Origin of the sequence: Xenorhabdus thuongxuanensis (assembly GCF_001908095.1) — a bacterium.
GTDB lineage: Bacteria > Pseudomonadota > Gammaproteobacteria > Enterobacterales > Enterobacteriaceae > Xenorhabdus > Xenorhabdus thuongxuanensis.
The window spans coordinates 77,382-98,073 of record NZ_MKGR01000011.1 but is presented as its reverse complement, the minus strand read 5'-3'; the positions used below and the strand labels follow the sequence as shown (position 1 = coordinate 98,073).

General features: G+C 44.6%; 8 protein-coding genes and 1 pseudogene. 2 read left to right on the top strand and 7 right to left on the bottom strand.

Annotated features, from left to right (window positions below):
• Positions 1-74: 74 nt before the first annotated feature.
• Positions 75-368, bottom strand: coding sequence for an AMP-binding protein (locus Xentx_RS20100; RefSeq protein WP_415843301.1), 294 nt, complete (start codon positions 366-368; stop codon positions 75-77).
• Between the two features lie 295 nt (positions 369-663).
• Positions 664-1,859: pseudogene (locus Xentx_RS09565) on the bottom strand (MFS transporter).
• A gap of 144 nt (positions 1,860-2,003) precedes the next feature.
• Between Xentx_RS09565 and Xentx_RS09560 the strand changes: the two are divergent.
• Positions 2,004-2,591, top strand: a complete 588-nt coding sequence (locus Xentx_RS09560) for a TetR/AcrR family transcriptional regulator (protein ID WP_074020019.1) — start codon at positions 2,004-2,006, stop codon at positions 2,589-2,591.
• Between the two features lie 514 nt (positions 2,592-3,105).
• Here the strand turns inward: Xentx_RS09560 and Xentx_RS09555 are convergent.
• From Xentx_RS09555 to fes, 5 genes are all read right to left on the bottom strand, one after another.
• Positions 3,106-6,228 (bottom strand): autotransporter outer membrane beta-barrel domain-containing protein, encoded by a 3,123-nt coding sequence (locus tag Xentx_RS09555; protein ID WP_074020018.1) that lies wholly within the window; start codon positions 6,226-6,228, stop codon positions 3,106-3,108.
• 289 nt (positions 6,229-6,517) lie between these two features.
• Positions 6,518-7,816: an enterobactin transporter EntS gene (entS, locus tag Xentx_RS09550; protein ID WP_074020017.1), complete on the bottom strand. Its 1,299-nt coding sequence runs from the start codon at positions 7,814-7,816 to the stop codon at positions 6,518-6,520.
• A 48-nt stretch (positions 7,817-7,864) separates the two neighbouring features.
• Positions 7,865-16,450 carry an amino acid adenylation domain-containing protein gene (locus tag Xentx_RS09545; RefSeq protein WP_074020016.1) on the bottom strand — a complete coding sequence of 2,862 codons (8,586 nt, stop codon included), beginning with the start codon at positions 16,448-16,450 and terminating at the stop codon, positions 7,865-7,867.
• A 15-nt stretch (positions 16,451-16,465) separates the two neighbouring features.
• A complete protein-coding gene (locus Xentx_RS09540; protein ID WP_074020015.1) occupies positions 16,466-16,720 on the bottom strand; it encodes an MbtH family protein in 255 nt (84 codons plus the stop codon).
• Positions 16,721-16,767: 47 nt separating this feature from the next.
• A complete protein-coding gene (gene fes / locus Xentx_RS09535; protein WP_074020014.1) occupies positions 16,768-18,072 on the bottom strand; it encodes an enterochelin esterase in 1,305 nt (434 codons plus the stop codon).
• 308 nt (positions 18,073-18,380) lie between these two features.
• Here fes and Xentx_RS09530 point away from each other — a divergent pair, with 308 nt between their 5' ends.
• Positions 18,381-20,567, top strand: a complete 2,187-nt coding sequence (locus Xentx_RS09530) for a TonB-dependent siderophore receptor (protein ID WP_083600930.1) — start codon at positions 18,381-18,383, stop codon at positions 20,565-20,567.
• The last annotated feature ends 125 nt before the right edge of the window (positions 20,568-20,692 follow it).

Sequence of the window (20,692 nt, the reverse complement as noted above, 5' to 3'; positions counted from 1 at the left end):
TAAGAACCTATTCGGGATCTTTTTTGAACGTAATTGTTTTTTATGTATCCTGTCTGCCAAAATAAGATGATTACCTACATGTAGTGGGGGAAATTATGGTAGTTATTACCGTCAAGAGATGAGCATTGATACCCGATGGGGCCAGTTTCCTGAGAAGTATAGGCCAGGGACTTGATAGTAATGTTCTGAAGATTTTGCCTCACCTTATCGATTAGCGACGCTGGAAACATTTCTCCCAGATAAAAAATTGTCCTGAGCGAAGAAAGCTGTCCGGTGTCCCCGGAATGAAGGAGCCGTTCCAGAAAGCTTGGCAGACAAATTATCGTATCAATTTCATTGGCATCTATCGCTTCACACAATGTGTCAATGTCGACAATGGATGCAAACGGGAAATATTTAACCTTAAGTAATTTGCATATCTCGTGTGCAAAGAGAAACCCTCCCCATAGTTTTAATGGAGGAATTTCCCCTGCTGAATATGAAAGACAGTGGGAAGCGGCTAGAAATGTGTCCGGTAGTTCTTGACCGCTACAGATCGCAACCGGCAGCTAACTCTGGGAATACGTATTCCGCTGTTAATATCAATCAATGACGGATTTGCGATAGTATTGAAAATCCCTCTGTCAACTAATCTGACAGAGGGTGCACTAGTTTTACGTTATATCAAGATACAGCACGATGTGTACGTATGCGCAAAAAACCATACAATGTAACTAAAACGATCCCCAATCCAGCAATCAAGGAAACCATAAATCCACCATGAGCACCATATATATCAACAAATTGCCCCGCCACCGCAGCTCCCAAAGCTGCTCCTATGTTAAGACCGGAAAGTAACCAGGTTAATCCTTCCGTTAATCTTCTCTCAGGAACCATTTTCTCAACTAATGCCATAGATACGATCATTGTTGGTGCAAAGAATAAACCCGCCATAAAGACAGCTAGAGCTAAACCAGAAATGCTGTTAGTAACTAAGAAAGGAAGAGTGGTCAAAGCCGTGGCTAATCCCCCTATAAGGAAAAGTTTGTGTAATGGAGTCTTCAACTTAAGTGCACCAAATATCAATCCAGCAAGACAGGAACCTATTGCATAAACAGATAACACTATACTAGCTGCTGCTGGGCGCCCCAATTGCTTAGCGAAAGCAACACTGACTATATCCACAGTACCAACAATAATACCCATAAAGATAAGTAGTAATGCCAGAATCCATACACCAGAAATTCTAATAACTGAACCTTTTGTTTCCAGAGTAAATTTCTGAGTTTCTACAGGTGGTTCTGTACTTCGAAACGTAACAAACAAGCACACACCTACAGCTAACAGAAGCGCTGACGCAAGTGGTCCCGCCTGCGGAAAAGTGGCTATACTTAAACCAACCGATATAGGTGGCCCAGCAATGAACGAAATTTCATCAAATACTGTTTCGAGAGAATAAGCTGTTTGTAACTGAGGTTGTCCTCGATAGATAGCGGTCCAACGGGCACGTACCATAGCGGACATGCTAGGCATAAAACCTGCCAGAAAAGCACATAAAAAAATGTCCAAACAGGAGCATTCCAATACGTACAAGCCAAAAGAGCTAGTATACCTAAAACACTTATCGTGGTAGCAATGGGTAACACACGATGTTGCCCATAACTATCAACTAAACGAGAAATTTGTGGCGCTACCAATGCATAAGTTAATACAAAAGTTGCTGATACCGCTCCAGCTAATCCGTAGCTACCACTTAGCTGTGATATCATAGTGATGATACCAATTCCCGTCATTGGAAGTGGCATACGAGCCACAAAACCTGCCAAGGTAAATCCTATTGCGCCAGGTGTTTTGAATAATTCACTATAAGGATTGCCCATATTGCTTCCCATTGTGATAATTGGTTGCATAAAATTTAAGATATTAGCGCATACACATACGCTATGTATGTTAGGTAACATATCAACATACGCAACGTATGTAAAAGGATTACTCTATATTATTTGTATAGTAACGGAGAATAAATGACTCGGCGAACCCGCACGGAAATGATTGAAGAGACTCGCACTAAACTATTGGCTACTGCTCGTCATGCCTTTGGCTCTTTAGGTTATTCTAATACCTCAATGGATGATTTTACTTCCAAAGTAGGATTAACTCGTGGAGCTCTGTACCATCATTTCGGTGATAAAAAAGGTTTATTAATGGCTGTTGTTGAACAAATCGATTCAGAAATGGATCAATATCTCCAGTCTATATCTGATAACGCCATTGATTTATGGACTGGATTCCGAGATAGGTGCCGAGCTTACTTAACAATGTCACTTAACTCAGAATTTCAACAAATAGTGTTAAGAGATTCAAAAATCATTTTAGGTGATCAATTTAGAGAATCCCAAGCTCACTGTATTTCATCAATGAGAATACTTTTGAAAAAAATGGTTCTTGAAAAGAAAATAAAAGACGTTGATACAGAAGTTTTGGCTTGTTTAATAAATGGAAGCTTAGTTGAAGCTGCTTTATGGATTGCTGATGATATTGACCCAGAAGCTAAACTTTTAAAAACGCTTTCTGCCTTTGACTTATTACTTGAAGGTTTAAAACGTGATTAATTTTATCCATCATTAATATGACAGGTATTCCTCTTTCAGAGGCAAACGGATGCCATCTAGAACGACCTTGTACATAAATTTGCTGTTAAGGAACAGGAATTGATAAATAAATTTAACTATTTTTCTCGACAATGGTAGGACATATAGTATTACTTCTCCTTTATCATTCATTACCCCTCTACCTGTATCAGATTCAATCATATTAAGACAATATACCGAAATAATAGTTGATAAAAAAATTATAGTGGGGCTTCTACTAACACTTTTCCTAGTAAATGGCCATTTTATGGCAAGTTGCGTTATTCTTAACAGAATAAAACATCATTCTGAATAATGCCAAATTGCTAATAAATTCCGCTTAAAATAACAGGGTTTTTCCATTATGAAAGAAGATTGTTTATCAACATGCAGATATTGGGATCAATGAGTTTTTTGACTGTTTCGCGGATTGTGGAGCCAGTATTAGTATTACTGACTCCACATGTTTTACCAGATAATTATCTTCCACCTATCATCAGAATTGCCATCTAAAACCGACATTCATACTATTGTCCTGATGACTGCTGGAGAGCAATCCACTATAGCCAAGCGTGAATGAGACGTTATTACTTGCACTCATCTCCGCATTCGCTTTTAACACCACGCCATCACGAGAGGCAGGCACGCTGCGAGTCACAAATGTCGTATGGCTGCCACGGAACGATAAACCTGTTGCTCGTTCACGCTCACCGTATTGATGCTGCCAACCTAATTCTCCATTTAGGGTAATCGAAGAACCCCATGAAGCCTGCCAGCTATGATTGGCACGTAATCCCAATGTGGAGAGAGTTGCTTCAGTATGTTGGCTGTTACCGTGAAGTGCGGAGGCGGCACCGTCCTCGCTAATGCCTTCATTGCGGAAATTGACGTAAGCCAGGTTAACGAATGGCTCTAAATTCACAATCTCTGTCGGCAGATGGTAAGCAAGCTCAGCGGATAATTGTGTTGTTCTTCCACTGTACTTGGCATTCTCACTATCACGCTGACTGCCATAGCTGATAAAACGTTTGGTATCAATACGGTGCCAAGTGAACCCACTATTGGCACGCAAAACAAAGTCACCAAATTGACGGTCACCATAAAGAGCGAAGTGATAGTTATTACTGTCAGCAGTAGCACTGTTACCACCATCAAGGGAAGTACGGGTATAACCAGTTGCAATACCAAGACGGCTGTATTCATCAATAAGAGCATCCGCACCAATAAATACACCATAGTTTGAAGCCTGATAGCCCGTCGCATTCGCTGTACCAGAAGCGTGGCTCCATGCACCAAGCAGTCGAACCCATGCACCATTATCATCACCATGAATATCAGGCGAGAATGAACGGCCTTCGGCCTGACTCAAGCGAGAATTCAAGGTATCGCGCAAATAACGGCTGTCATTGACCAACTGAGACGCAATATCAGCGTGGACTTGCCCATTAAGCTGGCGGAATGCAGATTGGGCTTGCTCCGCAGAATGACTGGCTAAGATACTTTCGTAAACCGGATTCCCTATACCAAGGGTATCCGCGACGACAGCCACTGCACGTTCATTCTGTGTCTTAGCAACATCGACAAAAGCAGTCTCATTACGCCCAATATGGAGAGTGACTTCACCAGGCTGATAAGACAATCCTGCGCCAAGGAAGAGATAATTCGGAACGACATCATCAAAGCGGCCATTGATATTCTGCTTCGCACTAAGAATCGTGTATTGCTGACCAGTCAGGCTTCGCACATCTTTAAAAGAAAGCAAGTTACCCGTATTCTCAAGGGAAACGGCAACTTTTCCTCCATCAATCTGTGCACTTTTTTCAACCTGAATTTTGTCACTGCGCCCATCAGCAGCGATTTCAACCGCGTAATGAGAACCGGGTTCAAAGGTAATTTTTTCGGCAACCTTAAGTGTCCCTATTGCGTTACCTGGTGCTACCGTACCGCCACGCTGCACATTAAGCACACCCACCGTACCATTTCCACCAAGAATGCCACTTTCCAGTACTGAAACGGTAGAAGAGACACTACCACTCACATTCAGTAATCCCTGTTTGATCAGCGTTGGTCCAGAATAGCTATTTTGACCACTGAGAGTCAGTGTACCCCTACCTTGTTTGGTTAACCCACCATGACCACTGATATCATTGCTCCATTGATCCTCAGCACACTGACCAGCATCACAGATGCGTTCAGTCGGTTTACCCTTATCGAGCACAGCACCAATCCCCGGAATATCAGCGATAAACTGCCCTTTGCCGTAGGCTACTCCGTCAGGATCTGGAATACGGAATTTTTCAGGGATATCTTCTGCGGTATAGAACATACCAGGGCCATTTATTGCTTTACCGAGGTTGATCAATCCCCAGCCGTAAAGCTCATCAATACCCTTTTCTCCCATATCAGTAGCCGTAGTACGAAGCACAGAGGCTACTTGATCGCCGGTCATATATGGGAAACGTTCCATCAATACCGCAATACTACCACCAGCATGTGGCGCAGCCATTGAAGTCCCTCTGTAACTGTCATAGCCGGTAGTAATATTGTCTATTCCGGTTCCCTTAATAACTGAGCTATATATCCAGCTACCAGGTGCACTGACACAAAAACTGGCAGTATAGCCACAGCGGGAGGAAAAATCGCTGATGGAATAAGGCACACTATTGGTACTATTTGGATCTTTTTGCAAACTAGCGACTGTCAGCCAGTTTGGTGCAATCTCTGGCACAAACCAAGCCAAGCCCGCGATAGCATCTGGATTACTGTAGTTATTACTATTACCAGCAGCAAAAATTGTCACAATGCCGCTACGAGCCGCATCAATTGCGCCCTGATATGCACCACCAGGTTTTGTACCCAAAATCGGTTTTATTGCATCAAACTGCTTCTGGGCTTCAGCTAAAGTAAAATGGGCTGCGTTCGGATCTTTCCCACCCCTCTCAAGCTCCCTATTAATACCAATTCCCCAGCTGTTGTTAATAATACGAGCGCCGCTATCTATCAGTGCATTCCAACCAGCCTGATAAACACCCCCATCATTACCCAAGATAATGCCATCTTCAGGACCGGGATCACCGTTATCCGCACTGAGTATTTGGGCATTATAGGCCACACCATGCATTTCTTTGCCATCTCGGTTACCCGCCGCTATGCCTGCAACATGGACACCATGTGTTCCTAGCTTTCCGTACCTATCCACGGACGGCGTGCCATCATAAGTGAATGGATCACCTTTCTTCACCGGAATATAGGGATCAGTATACTCACGTATCCCAGAAGTCACTAAGTTAGTGATCTTGTCTTTTCCCATAAACTCAGGATGCTTGGCATAAACTACCTGATCAAATATTCCTAATTTGATCCCTTTACCGGTATAGCCTCTGGCATAAGCTTCATCAGCGTGAATAGCAACAAGCCCCCATTGACTCAAAAACTCACTGGAACGCCAACTGGCAGGATCGCCACTCCGCCCTTTCTCAACATAATTTTCCGCATAGGCTCCTGCGCTAGCCGCGGCCAAACAGCAAGCTATAGCGTGATAAAGTACTCGTGGTTGGGTTTTGACTGATAAACGTGTGGAAGTCAGAGGGTTCCAAGGTATTCTGTATCTCTTATTCATTTTAGTCACCATCCATTGTTGATTTGCAAAAATACCAGCTCTTATGTTTTTTTATTGTGTAGGCAGCTTGAAACCATCAAGGTGATAGTTGTCTAAAAAGCAGAGACAGACTAAAAAGAAGTGCTGATTTTTAGATTGTTATCAAAAGAAAGCGGGTTTAATCAAAGCCATCACCTACACTATTTACATCACCGATGCACACCATAAAATGCCACATTTGACCCTCCCCTTATTTTAACAATCTTTAACAACACCATAACACCCCATGTTATGGTGTTATTTCCGTTAACTATGGTTTCAATGAATTATCACTTTGCTGAGGCTCATGTTCTAAGGTGCTTGTTTCGGATAATGGCATGCGGCCACGCAGTGTAGAATGACGTAAAGGTTTTACTACTGCTGCAAGCAACAAGCAGGTAAGTGCAGCAAAAGTTCCAAACGAAAAGACGGTGATTACTGGAGATAGCAAACGTCCCATAAAACCTAATCCCAATGCTCCCAAAGAATCACCAGTAACATCTTGAGCAGTGACAAAACTGTTCACTCGTCCCAATAAATGATCCGGTGTATGACTCTGAACAAGGGTAAATTGCAGTAAGGATGCAAATGCATTCAAATATCCATAACAAACCAACACCAGTAATGCCAGAACGATATTTGTGACTATCCCTAGCATGGATAACATGATAAAGGAGCACAGAGCACATATAACAAGCAGAACACCAGGTCGGTTACTTCGTCCTATCCAACCGCTGGTAAAGGCTCCGAGCATGGCTCCCAGAGGAACAGCGGAATACATCAACCCCGTTGCTGACGGCCCTTGATGGTATACTTCTTGAGATAATGCAGGAAACAGAATACGAACTGCTCCTGCAATACTGATCATCATCCCCACCAATATGACACTGCCCACAATTTTATGCTGACAAACAAATTTAACTCCGCTTACCAACGCACTGATTGGATGCTCTTGTTTACTTGGCTGAGGCTTCATTTCAGGAAGCCTCATCAGGGGCAACAATGTGGCTAATGTGCCGATTGCTGCAACAGCAAAGTTCCACCCTGGTCCACCAACAACAATAATAATGCCTGCCAATGCCGGTGAAATAATGGCACCTATGCGAACAGTAATCATGCTCAAAGCTCCTGCCGCAGCCAGATTCTCCCGCCCGACTAAATTGGGGATGGCTGCCATTAATGCCGTCATACCCAACGCACCAAAAAAACCATCCCAAATAGAAAGAAAATAGAGCATATACAGGGACGGAGAGTCTAGGAATGCGTTAAAGCTCAGTGCGACAAAACCGAGACCACAGGTGCCACGGGCAAACAAAATGAGTTTACGTCTATCATAACGATCAGCCAGTATTCCCCCTAAGATTAACCCGATGAACATACCGATTCCGTCCAGTGCAACCACAATTCCCACCTGTAAGGTAGATCCTGTCAAAAACTGCATTTGGATAGGAACCCCAACCGTCAGCATGCCTAATGCAAAGACAGATAACATACGGGCAATAAAGATAGCGCGAAAATGGGCATTATTTTTAAGTAAACTAAAATCCAAAAAAATTGATGAAGTAGCCATAATGTTCCATACGATGCGTTAAATACGATTAAAGTCAATTGCGATAGCTTAATTACGGCGTCGTTTCAACAAGCCATTCAGCAATGGGCCCCACTGCTCCAACGAATCTGGAGAAAGGATATCTGCATGTTCACAATCTTGCCGATAAACGCTTAAATGGCGGATCCAAGGTGCCCATGTTTTCTCGACATCCAATTCAGGCGGCAACGTCCGCGTAGCCACAAACAACGTAGCTTCGCCATCATATTTCTGGTTAACAGCGGATAATAAACTGCGGACAGCGTCTCGATAATTAGCCACGATATCCTCAAACATTGCCTGTTTTTCCTTACGCAGTTGCGGATCATGCTCATCTTCTGTGGCCGCCATAAACTCTGCCTGTTCACGGGCAATTTCCTGTTTGGCTTCTTCTTCGCTTAATCCTCCCCAATCCTGACCTTCTGGAGGATAAGCGTCCAATAATCCCAAGAAAGCAACTTCCTCACCTTCTTGCTGTAAACGGATAGCCATTCCCTGAGCCAACATTCCTCCCAAAGAATAACCCAGCAAGTAATAAGGCCCATGAGGTTGGATATTTCGTAAAGTCGCCAAATGGCGTGTGCACATTGCGTCGAGGCTGTCGCAGTCAGCAATGACACCGCGAGGACGAGGAGATTGTAATCCGATAATCGGCCAGCCTCCCTCCAGATAACGCAGTAACCCACTGTATTGCCAAGAAAAACCTGACGCAGGATGCACACAGAACAGTGCTGGCCCGACTCCTTCCCTCAACGGTAAAACCTTGCCTACTCCACTGTTTTCGCCAGAGTTTTTCTGCTTTTCATCAACCAATAGCGCACTCAATTTTTCTACACTTCGTGCGACCATAATATGACCGACTGAAACACGAAGATTAAGGCGTCGATGTATTTCGGCAGCCAAACGCATTGCCAGCAGCGAATGACCGCCCAAAGCAAAGAAATCGTCATCAGCCCAAACAATGTCGCACTCTAAGATTTCTGCGAACAACTTCGCTAGCTGACTTGCCAAACCCGCCTGCGGTAACCTGCCAGTCGTTAATTTCTCTGGCATCGGGAGTGACTTGCGATTCAATTTTCCATTGGCACTCAGCGGGAATTTTTCCTGTATTACATAGCTGACCGGCAGCATATAAGCAGGCAATCGTTTCATCATCGTGTGTTGCAGTGCTTCAATATCCAATGTCACATCTGATTGCGGGATCACCCAAGCAATTAGCTGACGCGCATCAACATTCTCTATTGCCTGACTTGACTTACCTAACTCACGTGCAGCAACCGCAGCCTGAGCAACCCCTGGTTGTTCTAGTAAAACTTGTTCAATTTCACCCAGCTCAATACGCTGACCACGTATTTTTAATTGATCGTCACTGCGTCCAAGGTATTCAACCTCACCATTTTCTGACCAGCATGCAATATCCCCCGTTCGGTACATCCGCTTACCCGATGCAAACGGATCGGCCACAAAACGGCTGGCTGTCAAATCGGCTCGGTTAAGGTAGTTTGTCGCTAACTGGATACCACTGAGATAAAGATCACCCGCCACTCCAATGGGAACAGGGCGCAACCAAGGATCTAAAATACGCAATTGGGTATTCCATACCGGCCGGCCGATAGGAACACCAGCGCTACTGCAACGCTGTAATGCCTCACCAAACGCAGGTTGCCATGTCACATCTACCGCCGCCTCTGTTGGCCCATAAAGATTATGCAAAGGTGCAGTGATCAGCGTTTGATAGCGATGCGCCAGTTCACATGACAAAGCTTCCCCACTACAGAAAACTCGTCTCAAACCACGGCAGAAAGGCGCTTCTTGTCCTTGTAACGCTAAAGAATCAATGAATGTTGCCAGCATTGATGGCACAAAATGTAAGGTCGTGACATGGTAATCATCAATAAGTTGTCGAAGGCGTGTGGGATCGCGATGCGCTTCTGGTGGAGCCATCATTAACTGAGCACCGGTCATCAACGGCCAGAAAAACTCCCATACAGAAACATCAAAACTACATGGTGTTTTCTGCAATACCACATCATCTGTAGTCAATGGGTAAGCATCCTGCATCCACAATAAACGGTTAACAATGGCTTGGTGGCTTACCACCACTCCTTTTGGTCGCCCCGTAGAGCCAGAGGTATAGATAATATATGCGGCATGTTCAGGCGTTACATTGGCGGCAGGATGGATAGGCTGTTGCGTTTCATCTGCCAGTTTATCCAACAATAACAAAGAAGCCTGACTGGAAAAACGTGCCTGATACCCACTTTCTGTAATCACTAATCGAGGTTGAGCATCTTCCAACATGATGGTCAAACGTTCATCAGGATAGCCGATATCAAGAGGCAACCATGTCGCCCCTGCTTCCAGAATCGCCTGTAATGCCAGACTTAGCCGAACCGAACGTGATAATGCAATCCCAACAATGTCTCCTGCTTGTACACCCGCTTCAATTAGACGATCCACCAATAGCCGAGTTTGCCGGCGCATTTGCTGGTAGGTCAGACGATGATGACAATCCAACAATGCCAAATCGTCAGGCGTTTTACTTGCCTGCTCAATCACAGTCTGATGAAGTGTTTTGGAAGGAATATCATGATAAGTGTTATTAACTTCCTCAATGAGTGCGGCTTCATCGACTGATTGTAAACTCCACTCCCGCAGAGCAATTTCAGGTCGTTCGATCAATTGTTGAAACAAGAACAGGATGCGTTGTGCCAAATGCTCAGGTTGTTTAACACTTTCACGGTATTCCATTAATAAACGCAGGCGCTTACCCGGCAACACCAATAACGTCAAAGGATAATGGGTATAACCACGGTTATTGATTCCTTGGCAGAGGATGCCTGCAATATTTTCTTTATTCCCTTTGTCCTGCTCCACATCAGGATAATTTTCAACTACCAATAAAGTATCAAAAAGCGTGCCAGTACCTGCAATTCGCTGAATCTCGCCCAGGCCAATATTGTCATGTTCAATCAATTGGATCTGCTGTGCCTGTAGCTGTTCTAGTTGAGGTAATAGAGGTTGCTCCATATCCAGAATAACGCGAACGGGTAGGGTATTACTAAACAACCCGACATGCTGATCCACCCCGTCAATCTGCCCAAACCGCCCCGATACAGGAGAGCCGAAAACAACATCAGATGAGCCACTTTGTATATTCAATAACAGCGCCCAAATCCCTTGCATCAGAGTATTGAGTGTTAAACCACGTTGCTGACACAAGTCAGTCAATGCCTGTTCCATCTCTGGTGCAAGTAAAATCTCAAGCTCTTTAACCTCGCCAGCATGGAGTTGTTCACCAAATAAACATGTTGGTTGAACACCTTTCAATACCTGCTGCCAACATTGACGAGAAGGCTCCGTTTCACGTGCCAATAATTGCTGAATTACGTCTTGATAACGTATCTCAGGTTTATGCAAGGCTTGCTCTCCTTGATTCAACAAGGTCAAAAGGTCTCGCACCAGAATAGGGGTTGACCAGCCATCAACGATCAGATGATGAGCATTTAGCAATAGCGTATGGCGTAAGCTTTTACCGTGGCGCACCAGCAATGCATGTAACATCGCTGTGGGTTGTTGAAAGAGGTTTCGCGTAAGTTCTGCTTTTTCCAGTTCCCGTAACGCTATCTCTTCCTCTTCCGCTGTCAACTCAGGTAGTTGATGGAAATCAAGTGTCCAATAATCTTTGTCATCAGAAATGATGGGAATCAATTGCAATGGAGAGACGTATTGTTCAGTATCAAATTTCGCAGCTATCTGAGGATGATGCCGCACTAAAACTGACAGCGCCCGACGTAGCTTAACAACAGACAATGATCCAAACAGGGAAAGGCGTGTCAATGAGTTATAGCTACCCTGCTCGGTAGCTGTCTGTGCATGGAATAATAACCCTTGTTGCAGTGGCAGTAACGGTAATACGGCAGATAGTGAGCCATACTGCTCAGCCAACTGAGTGAGATCGTTCTCCTCGATATCTGATAGCCCAGTTTCTGCGGCGACTAAAGTTGCCATAGCCCGTAAGGGCTGCTGTCTGGCGAACTGGATTAAGCAATCAGCCGCCCATGCCATGCCGCGATGTAATTCCGCAATATCTTGATGGCTGAAAATACCATCAACCCATTGCCAATTAACCACCAACTGTGGGGCGTCGTCCTGCTCCTCCACAAACAAATTAATTTCCAGGCTATGGCTTAGGGACATTTCGGGGTCCTGATAAACCGCAAAAGCATCCCGGAAAAGATTTTTAGTTCGTCGTGGTGCCCATAAGTGATCTGTCTCGACAAAGCGCCCCAGATAATTAAATAAGATCTCTGGTGTCTCTTGCGTTGCCAGTATTTCCCGCCCTGTTTGATCAAGGTAGCGCAGCAAGCCATAACCGACTCCACGATCGGGCACTGCCCGCAAAACGCTTTTCACCGCCCTGACTATTTCAGAAATAACTATATCAGAAGTCACGATCTCAGCAGGTTGGTGTTCTCCTGTTAGTGGCAAACTTACCACTATTGGGTACTCAGCGGTTAACCAGCCAACCGTGCGCGCTAAATCGCCTGTTTGATCGAATTCAATACGGCCATGAGATTCTAACTGGAAGCGTAACTTGTTGAAGTTAAAATGGCGATAACAAGCCATTGCTAATACCGTTAATAAGATTTCTTCAATATTAGCGTGATATTGCTTTGGCAATAGGCCTAATAACGCGACTGTTTGCTCGCCGCTCAATAATGTTCGCTGCTTGCAGGCGCTTATTTGGCGATCCCGCTGTATATCTAGCGGACGCTGCCCTAAAAGAGGCGTTTCTTCATTTAGCATTCGTTGCCAAAAAGGCAATTCAGCTACACGTTGTGGCAGATCTTGGCGTAGATAATCATTCCAATCATATAGAGTGTATTCTTCTGCGGGCAAGACTACGGACTTACCGGCGATTGCTGCTTCTACGCCTTGACGTAACTCATCTAATAATATTCGCCACGAAACACCATCTGTTGCCAGATGGTGAATAACGAGCACTAATCCTTTAGACACGCCTCCATGTTGCAATAAGCAAGCATGGAATAACTGACCACTCGCAGGTTCCAAACGCATAACCGCATCATGGAAAGCTTGCTCGGCACAGGCTTCAATATCTGCGCAATCTTGCCACAGGCTGTAATGAGCGGCTTCGGAAGCCGGAGTAGACTCACCTAAAATCAGGCTATCATCACGAGTCAATGCGCGTAGTACGGGATGCGCTTGTTCTAAGGCAACCAATGCTTGTGACAAGTGTTGTGGCTGCAATTCTGCGGGGACATGTATGAATACACCGTGAACGAAACGGGTGTTAATGCCATGAGAATCAGCAAACCAATGTAAAATAGGCAGGCTATCAATCGCCCCTTTTTGAATACGTGTAGGGATAGGCTTAACAATGGCAATAGGCGCCATCTTCAACGCCATGCGTGCAGGTGTACGTTCACTGAAAACATCCCGCGGACGTAACTGCCAGCCAAGGCGACGTAATTGCGTTCCCAGCGCCATCGCAGAAATACTGTCTCCTCCCAGTGCAAAAAAGTCATCGTCTGCACTGACTTCTTGCACACCTAACAAGCTGGAGAATGCCCCACAAATAGATTTTTCCTGCTCACTTTCCGCTTTTCTGCCCACTGGCAATTGAAATTGCTGGGGTTTGGGTAATGAATTACGGTCTATTTTGCCATTGATCGAAATCGGTAAGGTTTCCAATATCATTAAGAGGGAAGGAACCATATAATCAGGCAGTTTCTTTGCCAGTGCAGCCAGCAGCAGAGCCGAGATATGAGGTAAAGCACGTTGTTGTTCATCCGGTACAGCGCAATACCCCACCAACCGATATGTTGCACCGATAGGTTCAGCCATGACTACCGCAGAACTCACCTCCGGTAAATCAACCAGCGCATTTTCTACTTCGCCTAACTCAACACGGAAACCTCGCACTTTAACCTGATGATCCACTCGACCAATAAATTCAAGCAGCCCATCAGGACGCCAACGCATTAGATCACCACTGCGATACATCACTTCGCCGTGACGGAATGGATTGGCGACAAAGCGTGTTGCAGTCATTCCTGGACGATGCAAATAACCACGAGCGATACCTGCTCCAGAGAGATACAGTTCTCCCGCTGCACCGATTGGCACGGGTTGTAAGTAACGGTCTAAAAGCCAGATATCGGTATTAGCAACTGGACGCCCAATCACGGGCTGATCGGCCATCCGAATACTGCCCCCCAACGTATCAATAGTATATTCGGAAGGGCCATAATAGTTGTGGACATCAATGTGCGGCTGCTGCTTGAGTAATTCCCATAACCGTGGCGTAGCCGCTTCACCTCCAATCATAATAAATGCAGGTTGGTGATTACCTTTGTCCAACAACCCACTATCGATAAGTTGGGTCAAGAAGGAAGGCGTGATATCCATGATATCAATCGGTAGCAGATTCATCTGCTGTACCACTCCCCACGCATCCCGCCTCAGTTCCTCATCAAAAATATAGAGTTCACTGCCTAAGATCATACAAAACAGTGGCTCCCAAGAAGAATCAAAGGAGAAAGACGCAGTATGTCCTGCGCGTGCTCGTCGGCCATGTTGCCGATAAAAATTCTCGATAACAGGTCCAAATAAATACGTTGCATGGGAGGTTAATAAATTCAGCAACCCGCGATGGGTGCTCATCACCCCTTTTGGCTTACCTGTAGATCCTGAGGTGTAGATCATGTAAGCCAAGTGTTCACCACGCAGTTTTTCGCGTCGTTCTTCGTCTGTGACGGGTAATGGGGATAAACGGGAACACTGTGCCGCTATCTGTGGATCATCCAGACAGATGACTTTGACGGTTTCAGGCATTTGTTCCCGTGTACTCAGGTGGGTGATCAGCAAGGCGGGCTGAACATCGTCACACATTAACTGTAAACGTTCCTGCGGATAATCGAGATCAAGAGGGATATAAGCCGCACCGCTGGCTAATACACCCAAAATAGCAATAATTGAATCCGCTGAACGAGGAATGCCAATGGCAACCACATCCTCAGCCCCCATTCCCTGTAATAGCAAGAAACGTGCTAGTTGCATCACTTTTACCATCAATTGATGGTAAGTAAGCTGTTCATTGTGACAACGTATAGCAATAGCATCAGGCTGCCGTTCGACCTGTTGCAAAAAGAGATCCAGTACAGAAACACTATCTATCGATGGTTGAGTTCTCGGCCCACACGACCAGCTATCAAGCCGTTGTTGTTCTTGTGGTGGAATCAGTGGGATAAACGCAATTGACTGCTGCGGCTGCATGAGCAATTGATTCAACAAATAGCTGATCCGTTCACCGTGCCACTGTAACGTTTGTTCACTATACTTTTTTCGATTCGCGATAAGGGTCAGATGAAGCTGTTCATCGTAACAACACAATTCAAACTCTAAATCATCCACTGGCCCCATCGCGAGTGTATGCGTCTTGATGGGTTTACCGTCTAATTTCAACGCCTCATTATAGATTTTGTAATTAAATACGGGGCCATAAAGCGCATTGGTGCCACCGGATAATCCCAGATCACAACGCAGTTGTTCGGCTTCATACCGTTGGTAACGACGAACTTGCTTCATTTCATCTACAAACGTTTTCGCTACTTCTGCCAGGGACATCCTGTCTTGCAGTTTTATTTGCAGTGGCAAGAGATTGACCACGGGTCCCATCGCACAAAGCGCTTGAAATCCCAGACGCCGCATAAAAGGAAAACCAATCGACAGATGTTTTTCTCCACTCATGCGATAGAAATAGATGCAGAGTGCAGCCATCACAATTTCAGCCGGCTGGAATGGTCGCAGTAAATCATCTTCCTTTAATGAAACAAACTGAGAGAGGGGAAAATGGCAATGATAATGCAGAGGTAATGGATTGTTATTATTTATACTATTTTCAGTAGCAAGCGAAACAGCAGCACCTCGTTCACGGGTATGCTTTTGCCAGAACGCGGCTGACTCTGCTTTCGCAGAGGATTGCTCCCAACTCTGATACTCTTTGACGACTAATTCAAAGGAACAGAAAGGATTTTCAGTTGGCTGGCGACCTGCGCTTAACGCATTATAGATAGCAATAATGCGGCGAGTCAGGGCATCAAAACTGAAGCCATCCAACATAAGATGGTGAAAACGCAGATACCAGAACCAGCGCTCTGGCTGGGCATCAACCTTCATGATCACTTGTCGATATAATGGCCGTTCTCCATCGGCGGGTAACTCAGCAGCCAGATCTGTCTGCATTAATTCCTGAGCTCTGCTTTCTCCCTGTCCATAAGAAAAATCAAACCATTCAGGAGCAACGACCTGTTGTGCATGACGGAAAACCGGAATTTGCTGTACAGGCTCTCCCTCTTCATTAATAAAGTATCGCGCGTGAATAGTATCGGCCTCGGCCAATCCCTGACGGATAGCGGCATCAAATAAGGCGCGATCCAGTCCCCCATTAATTTCAATATAATGCGCAATGGTAAATACATTACGGTGGTTGGCAATTTGGTCAGCTATCCAAATTCCAGGCTGAGCAGCGACCAGTGGCAACGTTAGATCAACTGATTTTATTTCAGAAACTTGCAATACATTAGGCACGTTTGATTTCCTTTCTTATCGATAGGTTAAACCATCAGCATTATCAATTTGATTTATCCGTGGTTCGCGCAAACTAGCCGGACGCATATCCACCCAGTGCTCTTCTATGTATGCGATACAGGCGGCCCGTGAGTCCGGGCCAATAACCCGCTCCCAACCGGTGGGGTTTGCAGCAAAGGCAGGCCAAAGGCTATATTGTTGGTGATTATTTATCAGCACATAAAAAGTGGCTTCGTCATCATCAAAAGGATTTTTTTGTTCCAAATTCATTTTTTAATTCTCATCAATTCTTGGATTTCAATAATCGGTTTGTCATATCATTGCTTAGCCAGTAACCAACTAAGACCATCAATTAACCCACCGCGCCAGCACAACACATCATGCCCACCATTAAACACGCGATAATTCACGTTGTGCCCTGCCCCTTGCAACGCGGCATACATTTGATCATTGACAAAATGGATATCTGCTTCACGGGAACCCGCTTCCTGAAAGATTTTTAATGATGAAGGAATAACTTTTTGCCCAAGCACCTGCTGTGTCAGCCAGCCAGGTTTATGTTCAGCAGATGGCTGAAACTGCCGAACCATTTTTCTATCAGGCCACCAGAAAGATCCTGATTGTGTGAGAATACAGCCAAAACGTTGTGGCCAATGGAGTGCGGCATACAATGCGGCCAACCCACCGTAACTCTGCCCTGCTATCACTGTTTGTGCAGGATCATCGCTAAAAGCCGCATACTGTGCGATAAGCGGTAACAATTCATCCTGAATGGCTTGCCAAAAATCTGGGTTGCAGGGAAGTTCCCGCTCTCGATGCGGCATATCAATAACATCAATCAACAGCCAAACCGCCTCTGGTATCTGCCGTTTTTCAGTCGCTACATCAATTACCGGAAAAATCGGCACTCTCTCCGCCCAAGTCAACCCATCCAAGAGGATGATAAGAGGGCGAGGAAGAGTCGTTTCTTCCCCCGTGGAGTAAAGCCAAATACGCCTTTGATTGTTAAGCCGATCACTATGCCAATGCAAAAGCAAAGGTTCTCGTTGATCTGGCTGCATAGCATGATGTGGGCTGATTCCATCAATGAGTGACCATGCAGTCTGCGCAGAAGCATGAGGCATATGAATTGCCGATAAAGGCAAACCAAGCCCATTACGATGACAACCCTGTAGATTCAAGGGATCTGAAATGGATAATGGAAAGAGTGAGATCCACCATTCACGTTGCTGTTGATTGCGCTGCTTGATTTCATCGGAAAATTCGGGGGGCAAATATGTGTCAGTAACAGGTATAAATCGATAGCTTCCTCTCCAGTTATCTTCAAGGTTCACTGACCAATACCAGATATCCGTTTCAGGCAATCGTTGCAGGCTCTGTGGTTGCGGGTGGTGATGATCAGTGATGCCATTGATATCAATATAGACTCGGCGAAAAGGTGAATTTTGTTCGTCCCCATGAGGATCTCGCCAAAAGAAGGTTGTTTTAACTTGATGATTATTTGCAGTTTCTATAATGGGAGCTCCCAAAATAGCAATGTTTTTCCACCACAATTCACTACCAACATTAGGATCAGATAATAAATTATCTACCGTACCTGATGGCTGAAATACTAACTTCATCCCTTTATCCCCTTCAAAAACATCCGTTCACAAATGACATATCCATTTGATACACCATACCAACAACGAACACGGAAAATAAAAATGATTATCATTTCCCAATGATATTGATAATGATTTTTGTTTGCAATATCATCCAATTTATTTTATTAATCTTAACCACTGGCTAACAGAATTAATGGAGCATTATCGGGGTAACGAGGCTGGAGGCCTTCACTATTCAGTTTAGCCATAATGGTGTCGCCTTAATTATATATTTGATTTTTAAGAATTTATTTTAAAAATAGCTATATTGAGAGATAAAATCTATGGTACTGCCTATCAAGAATGAAAGATTGAAAACCGCAAAAAGAACAAATAGAAACTATAACTATAATAAATTATTCTTATCGCTTGCTTCTATCTTACTGTTATCCCCGTATGCCTCAGCCAATAATGGGACTGCCAATAACAGCGAAGATACCTTAATTGTCACAAGCAAGATGAAAGGGGATTCTGAAAAAAATTTTGTAGAATCAGACAGTGCCGCAGGCACCAAAAGCCTTACCCCTCTTATCAAAACTCCCCAGTCAATCAGCGTCATCAATCGCACACAAATGGAAGCACAAGGCGCAATGAGCGTTGCTGACGCCCTGAATTATTCGAGTGGTGTTGTGACGAATTATCGCGGCTCTTCCAACCGCAACGACGAAGTGATTACCCGTGGTTTTCGTTATGCTCCTAAATTCCTTGATGGGTTAAGTTATAATAATCAGCTCGATCCTTGGTTATTGGAACGTGTGGAATTAGTGCATGGGCCAGCATCTGTGCTATATGGTCAGGTCAGCCCTGGGGGCTTGATTAATATGACCAGCAAAAGGCCAACTGACCAGCCTATCCACAAGGTACAGATGAAAGCAGGTAATCAGAGCCTGGGTGAATTAGCCTTTGATTTTGGCGGTGCTCTGGGGGATAACATTCCCGTTCTCTATCGTTTAAATGGTGTACTCAGCACCCAAAAGCAGTTTGTCAAAGACTATAAAAAAGAACGAATTGCCATTGCTCCAGCTCTGACATGGATACCCAACAATAATACAACGTTTACATTACTGACCAGTTATCAGTACGATCCGAAAGCAGGATTCCGTAACTTCTATCCTAAAATCGGCACCGTAACATCGGTTCCCAATGCAGGTTATATTCCCTACGATATGAATCTCAGTGATCCTTCTTTTAATCAGTCCAGACGGGAGCAGGGATCTATCGGCTACATTCTTGAGCATGACATTGATGATGTCTTCTCTTTCCAGCAAAACCTACGTTATTCAAAATCAGATGAGCGCACTAAATATCTCGTCTATGCATCAGATCTCACGCCGACAACCATTAAACGTTTCCCTCAGAGAGAACATAATGATGCTCAAGCAATTAACGTGGATAACCAACTGAAAGCACTTTTCTCAACAGGAAACTTTGAGCATAGCGTCATCAGTGGGATAGATTATAAGTGGGTAAATAACCACAATAAATTCTGGCGTGACAGGGATGAGAAAGGAAAGCACAATTTTGATTGGTCAAACCCAGTTTGGGGTATTCCTGTCGATGAAAAAGAACTGTCCCTCAACCAAGATGGGAAAAAGAAACTCAATCAGTTAGGTGTTTACTTGCAGGATCAACTAAGTTGGGAAAACTGGAATTTAGTCTTGTCAGGGCGTTATGATTGGACTGAAACCAAGCAACAAAACCTGATCAAAAACACCTCAACAACACAAAAAGACCGTGCATTCACAGGACGTGCGGGTTTGTTGTATGCCTTTGATAACGGTATTTCACCCTACATCAGTTACAGCACCTCGTTTGAGCCTAATCTGGATCAAGGTAAATCCGGCACTCCTGCTTTCAAGCCTACAAAAGGTGAACAGACTGAAATCGGTATTAAATTCCAACCCAAAGATCACAATACCCTGTTAACACTTTCCCTGTTCGATATCACGCAGAAAAACGTCACAACCTCCGTACCAGGTGCTGGCTTTAGTGAACAAATTGGCAAAATTGGCTCAAAGGGAGTGGAAGCCGAAGTTCATTCTCAGATCACCCCTGAGATCAATCTGATAGCAAGCTATACCTATACAGATACCAAAACCAAAGATGATCTCAGAACTGCACGAGTTGGTAAAAAAGTGCCTTCTATTCCTGAACATGCAGCATCTGCCTGGGGAAGTTATAGCTTCACACAAACGGCGCTGAAAGGATTTACATTAGGCGCCGGCGTACGTTATACCGGTTCTACTTCCGGTGATTATGAAGAAACATTCCATGTCAAACCCTATACCCTCTATGACTTGATGGCGAAATACGATCTTGGCGAAGCTTCCCCGCAACTAAAAGGTGCCAGTGTACAACTGAATGTAAATAACATGACCAATAAGCGTTATGTCGCTTCGTGCACGAATGCAGGTGCTTGCTTCTATGGCAGCGGACGCAGCATCGTTGCCACAGTGGAATATAACTGGTAAAGCAAAACTCATTTACCTCAGTGGCATCAGGCAAAAGCTTTTTGCCACTGGAATCGCTTCTACCAACACATATTAAGACGTATTGGATCACTTTTATGTCTCAAGCGCCACGAACCATAAAACTA

Excerpts from the sequence above, each read along its gene's own strand:
- Xentx_RS09560 (WP_074020019.1), top strand. The coding sequence starts at position 2,004 with ATGACTCGGCGAACCCGCACGGAAATGATTGAAGAGACTCGCACTAAA.
- Xentx_RS09555 (WP_074020018.1), bottom strand. The coding sequence starts at position 6,228 with ATGAATAAGAGATACAGAATACCTTGGAACCCTCTGACTTCCACACGT.
- entS (WP_074020017.1), bottom strand. The coding sequence starts at position 7,816 with ATGGCTACTTCATCAATTTTTTTGGATTTTAGTTTACTTAAAAATAAT.
- Xentx_RS09540 (WP_074020015.1), bottom strand. The coding sequence starts at position 16,720 with ATGAATTTGGAACAAAAAAATCCTTTTGATGATGACGAAGCCACTTTT.
- fes (WP_074020014.1), bottom strand. The coding sequence starts at position 18,072 with ATGAAGTTAGTATTTCAGCCATCAGGTACGGTAGATAATTTATTATCT.
- Xentx_RS09530 (WP_083600930.1), top strand. The coding sequence starts at position 18,381 with ATGGTACTGCCTATCAAGAATGAAAGATTGAAAACCGCAAAAAGAACA.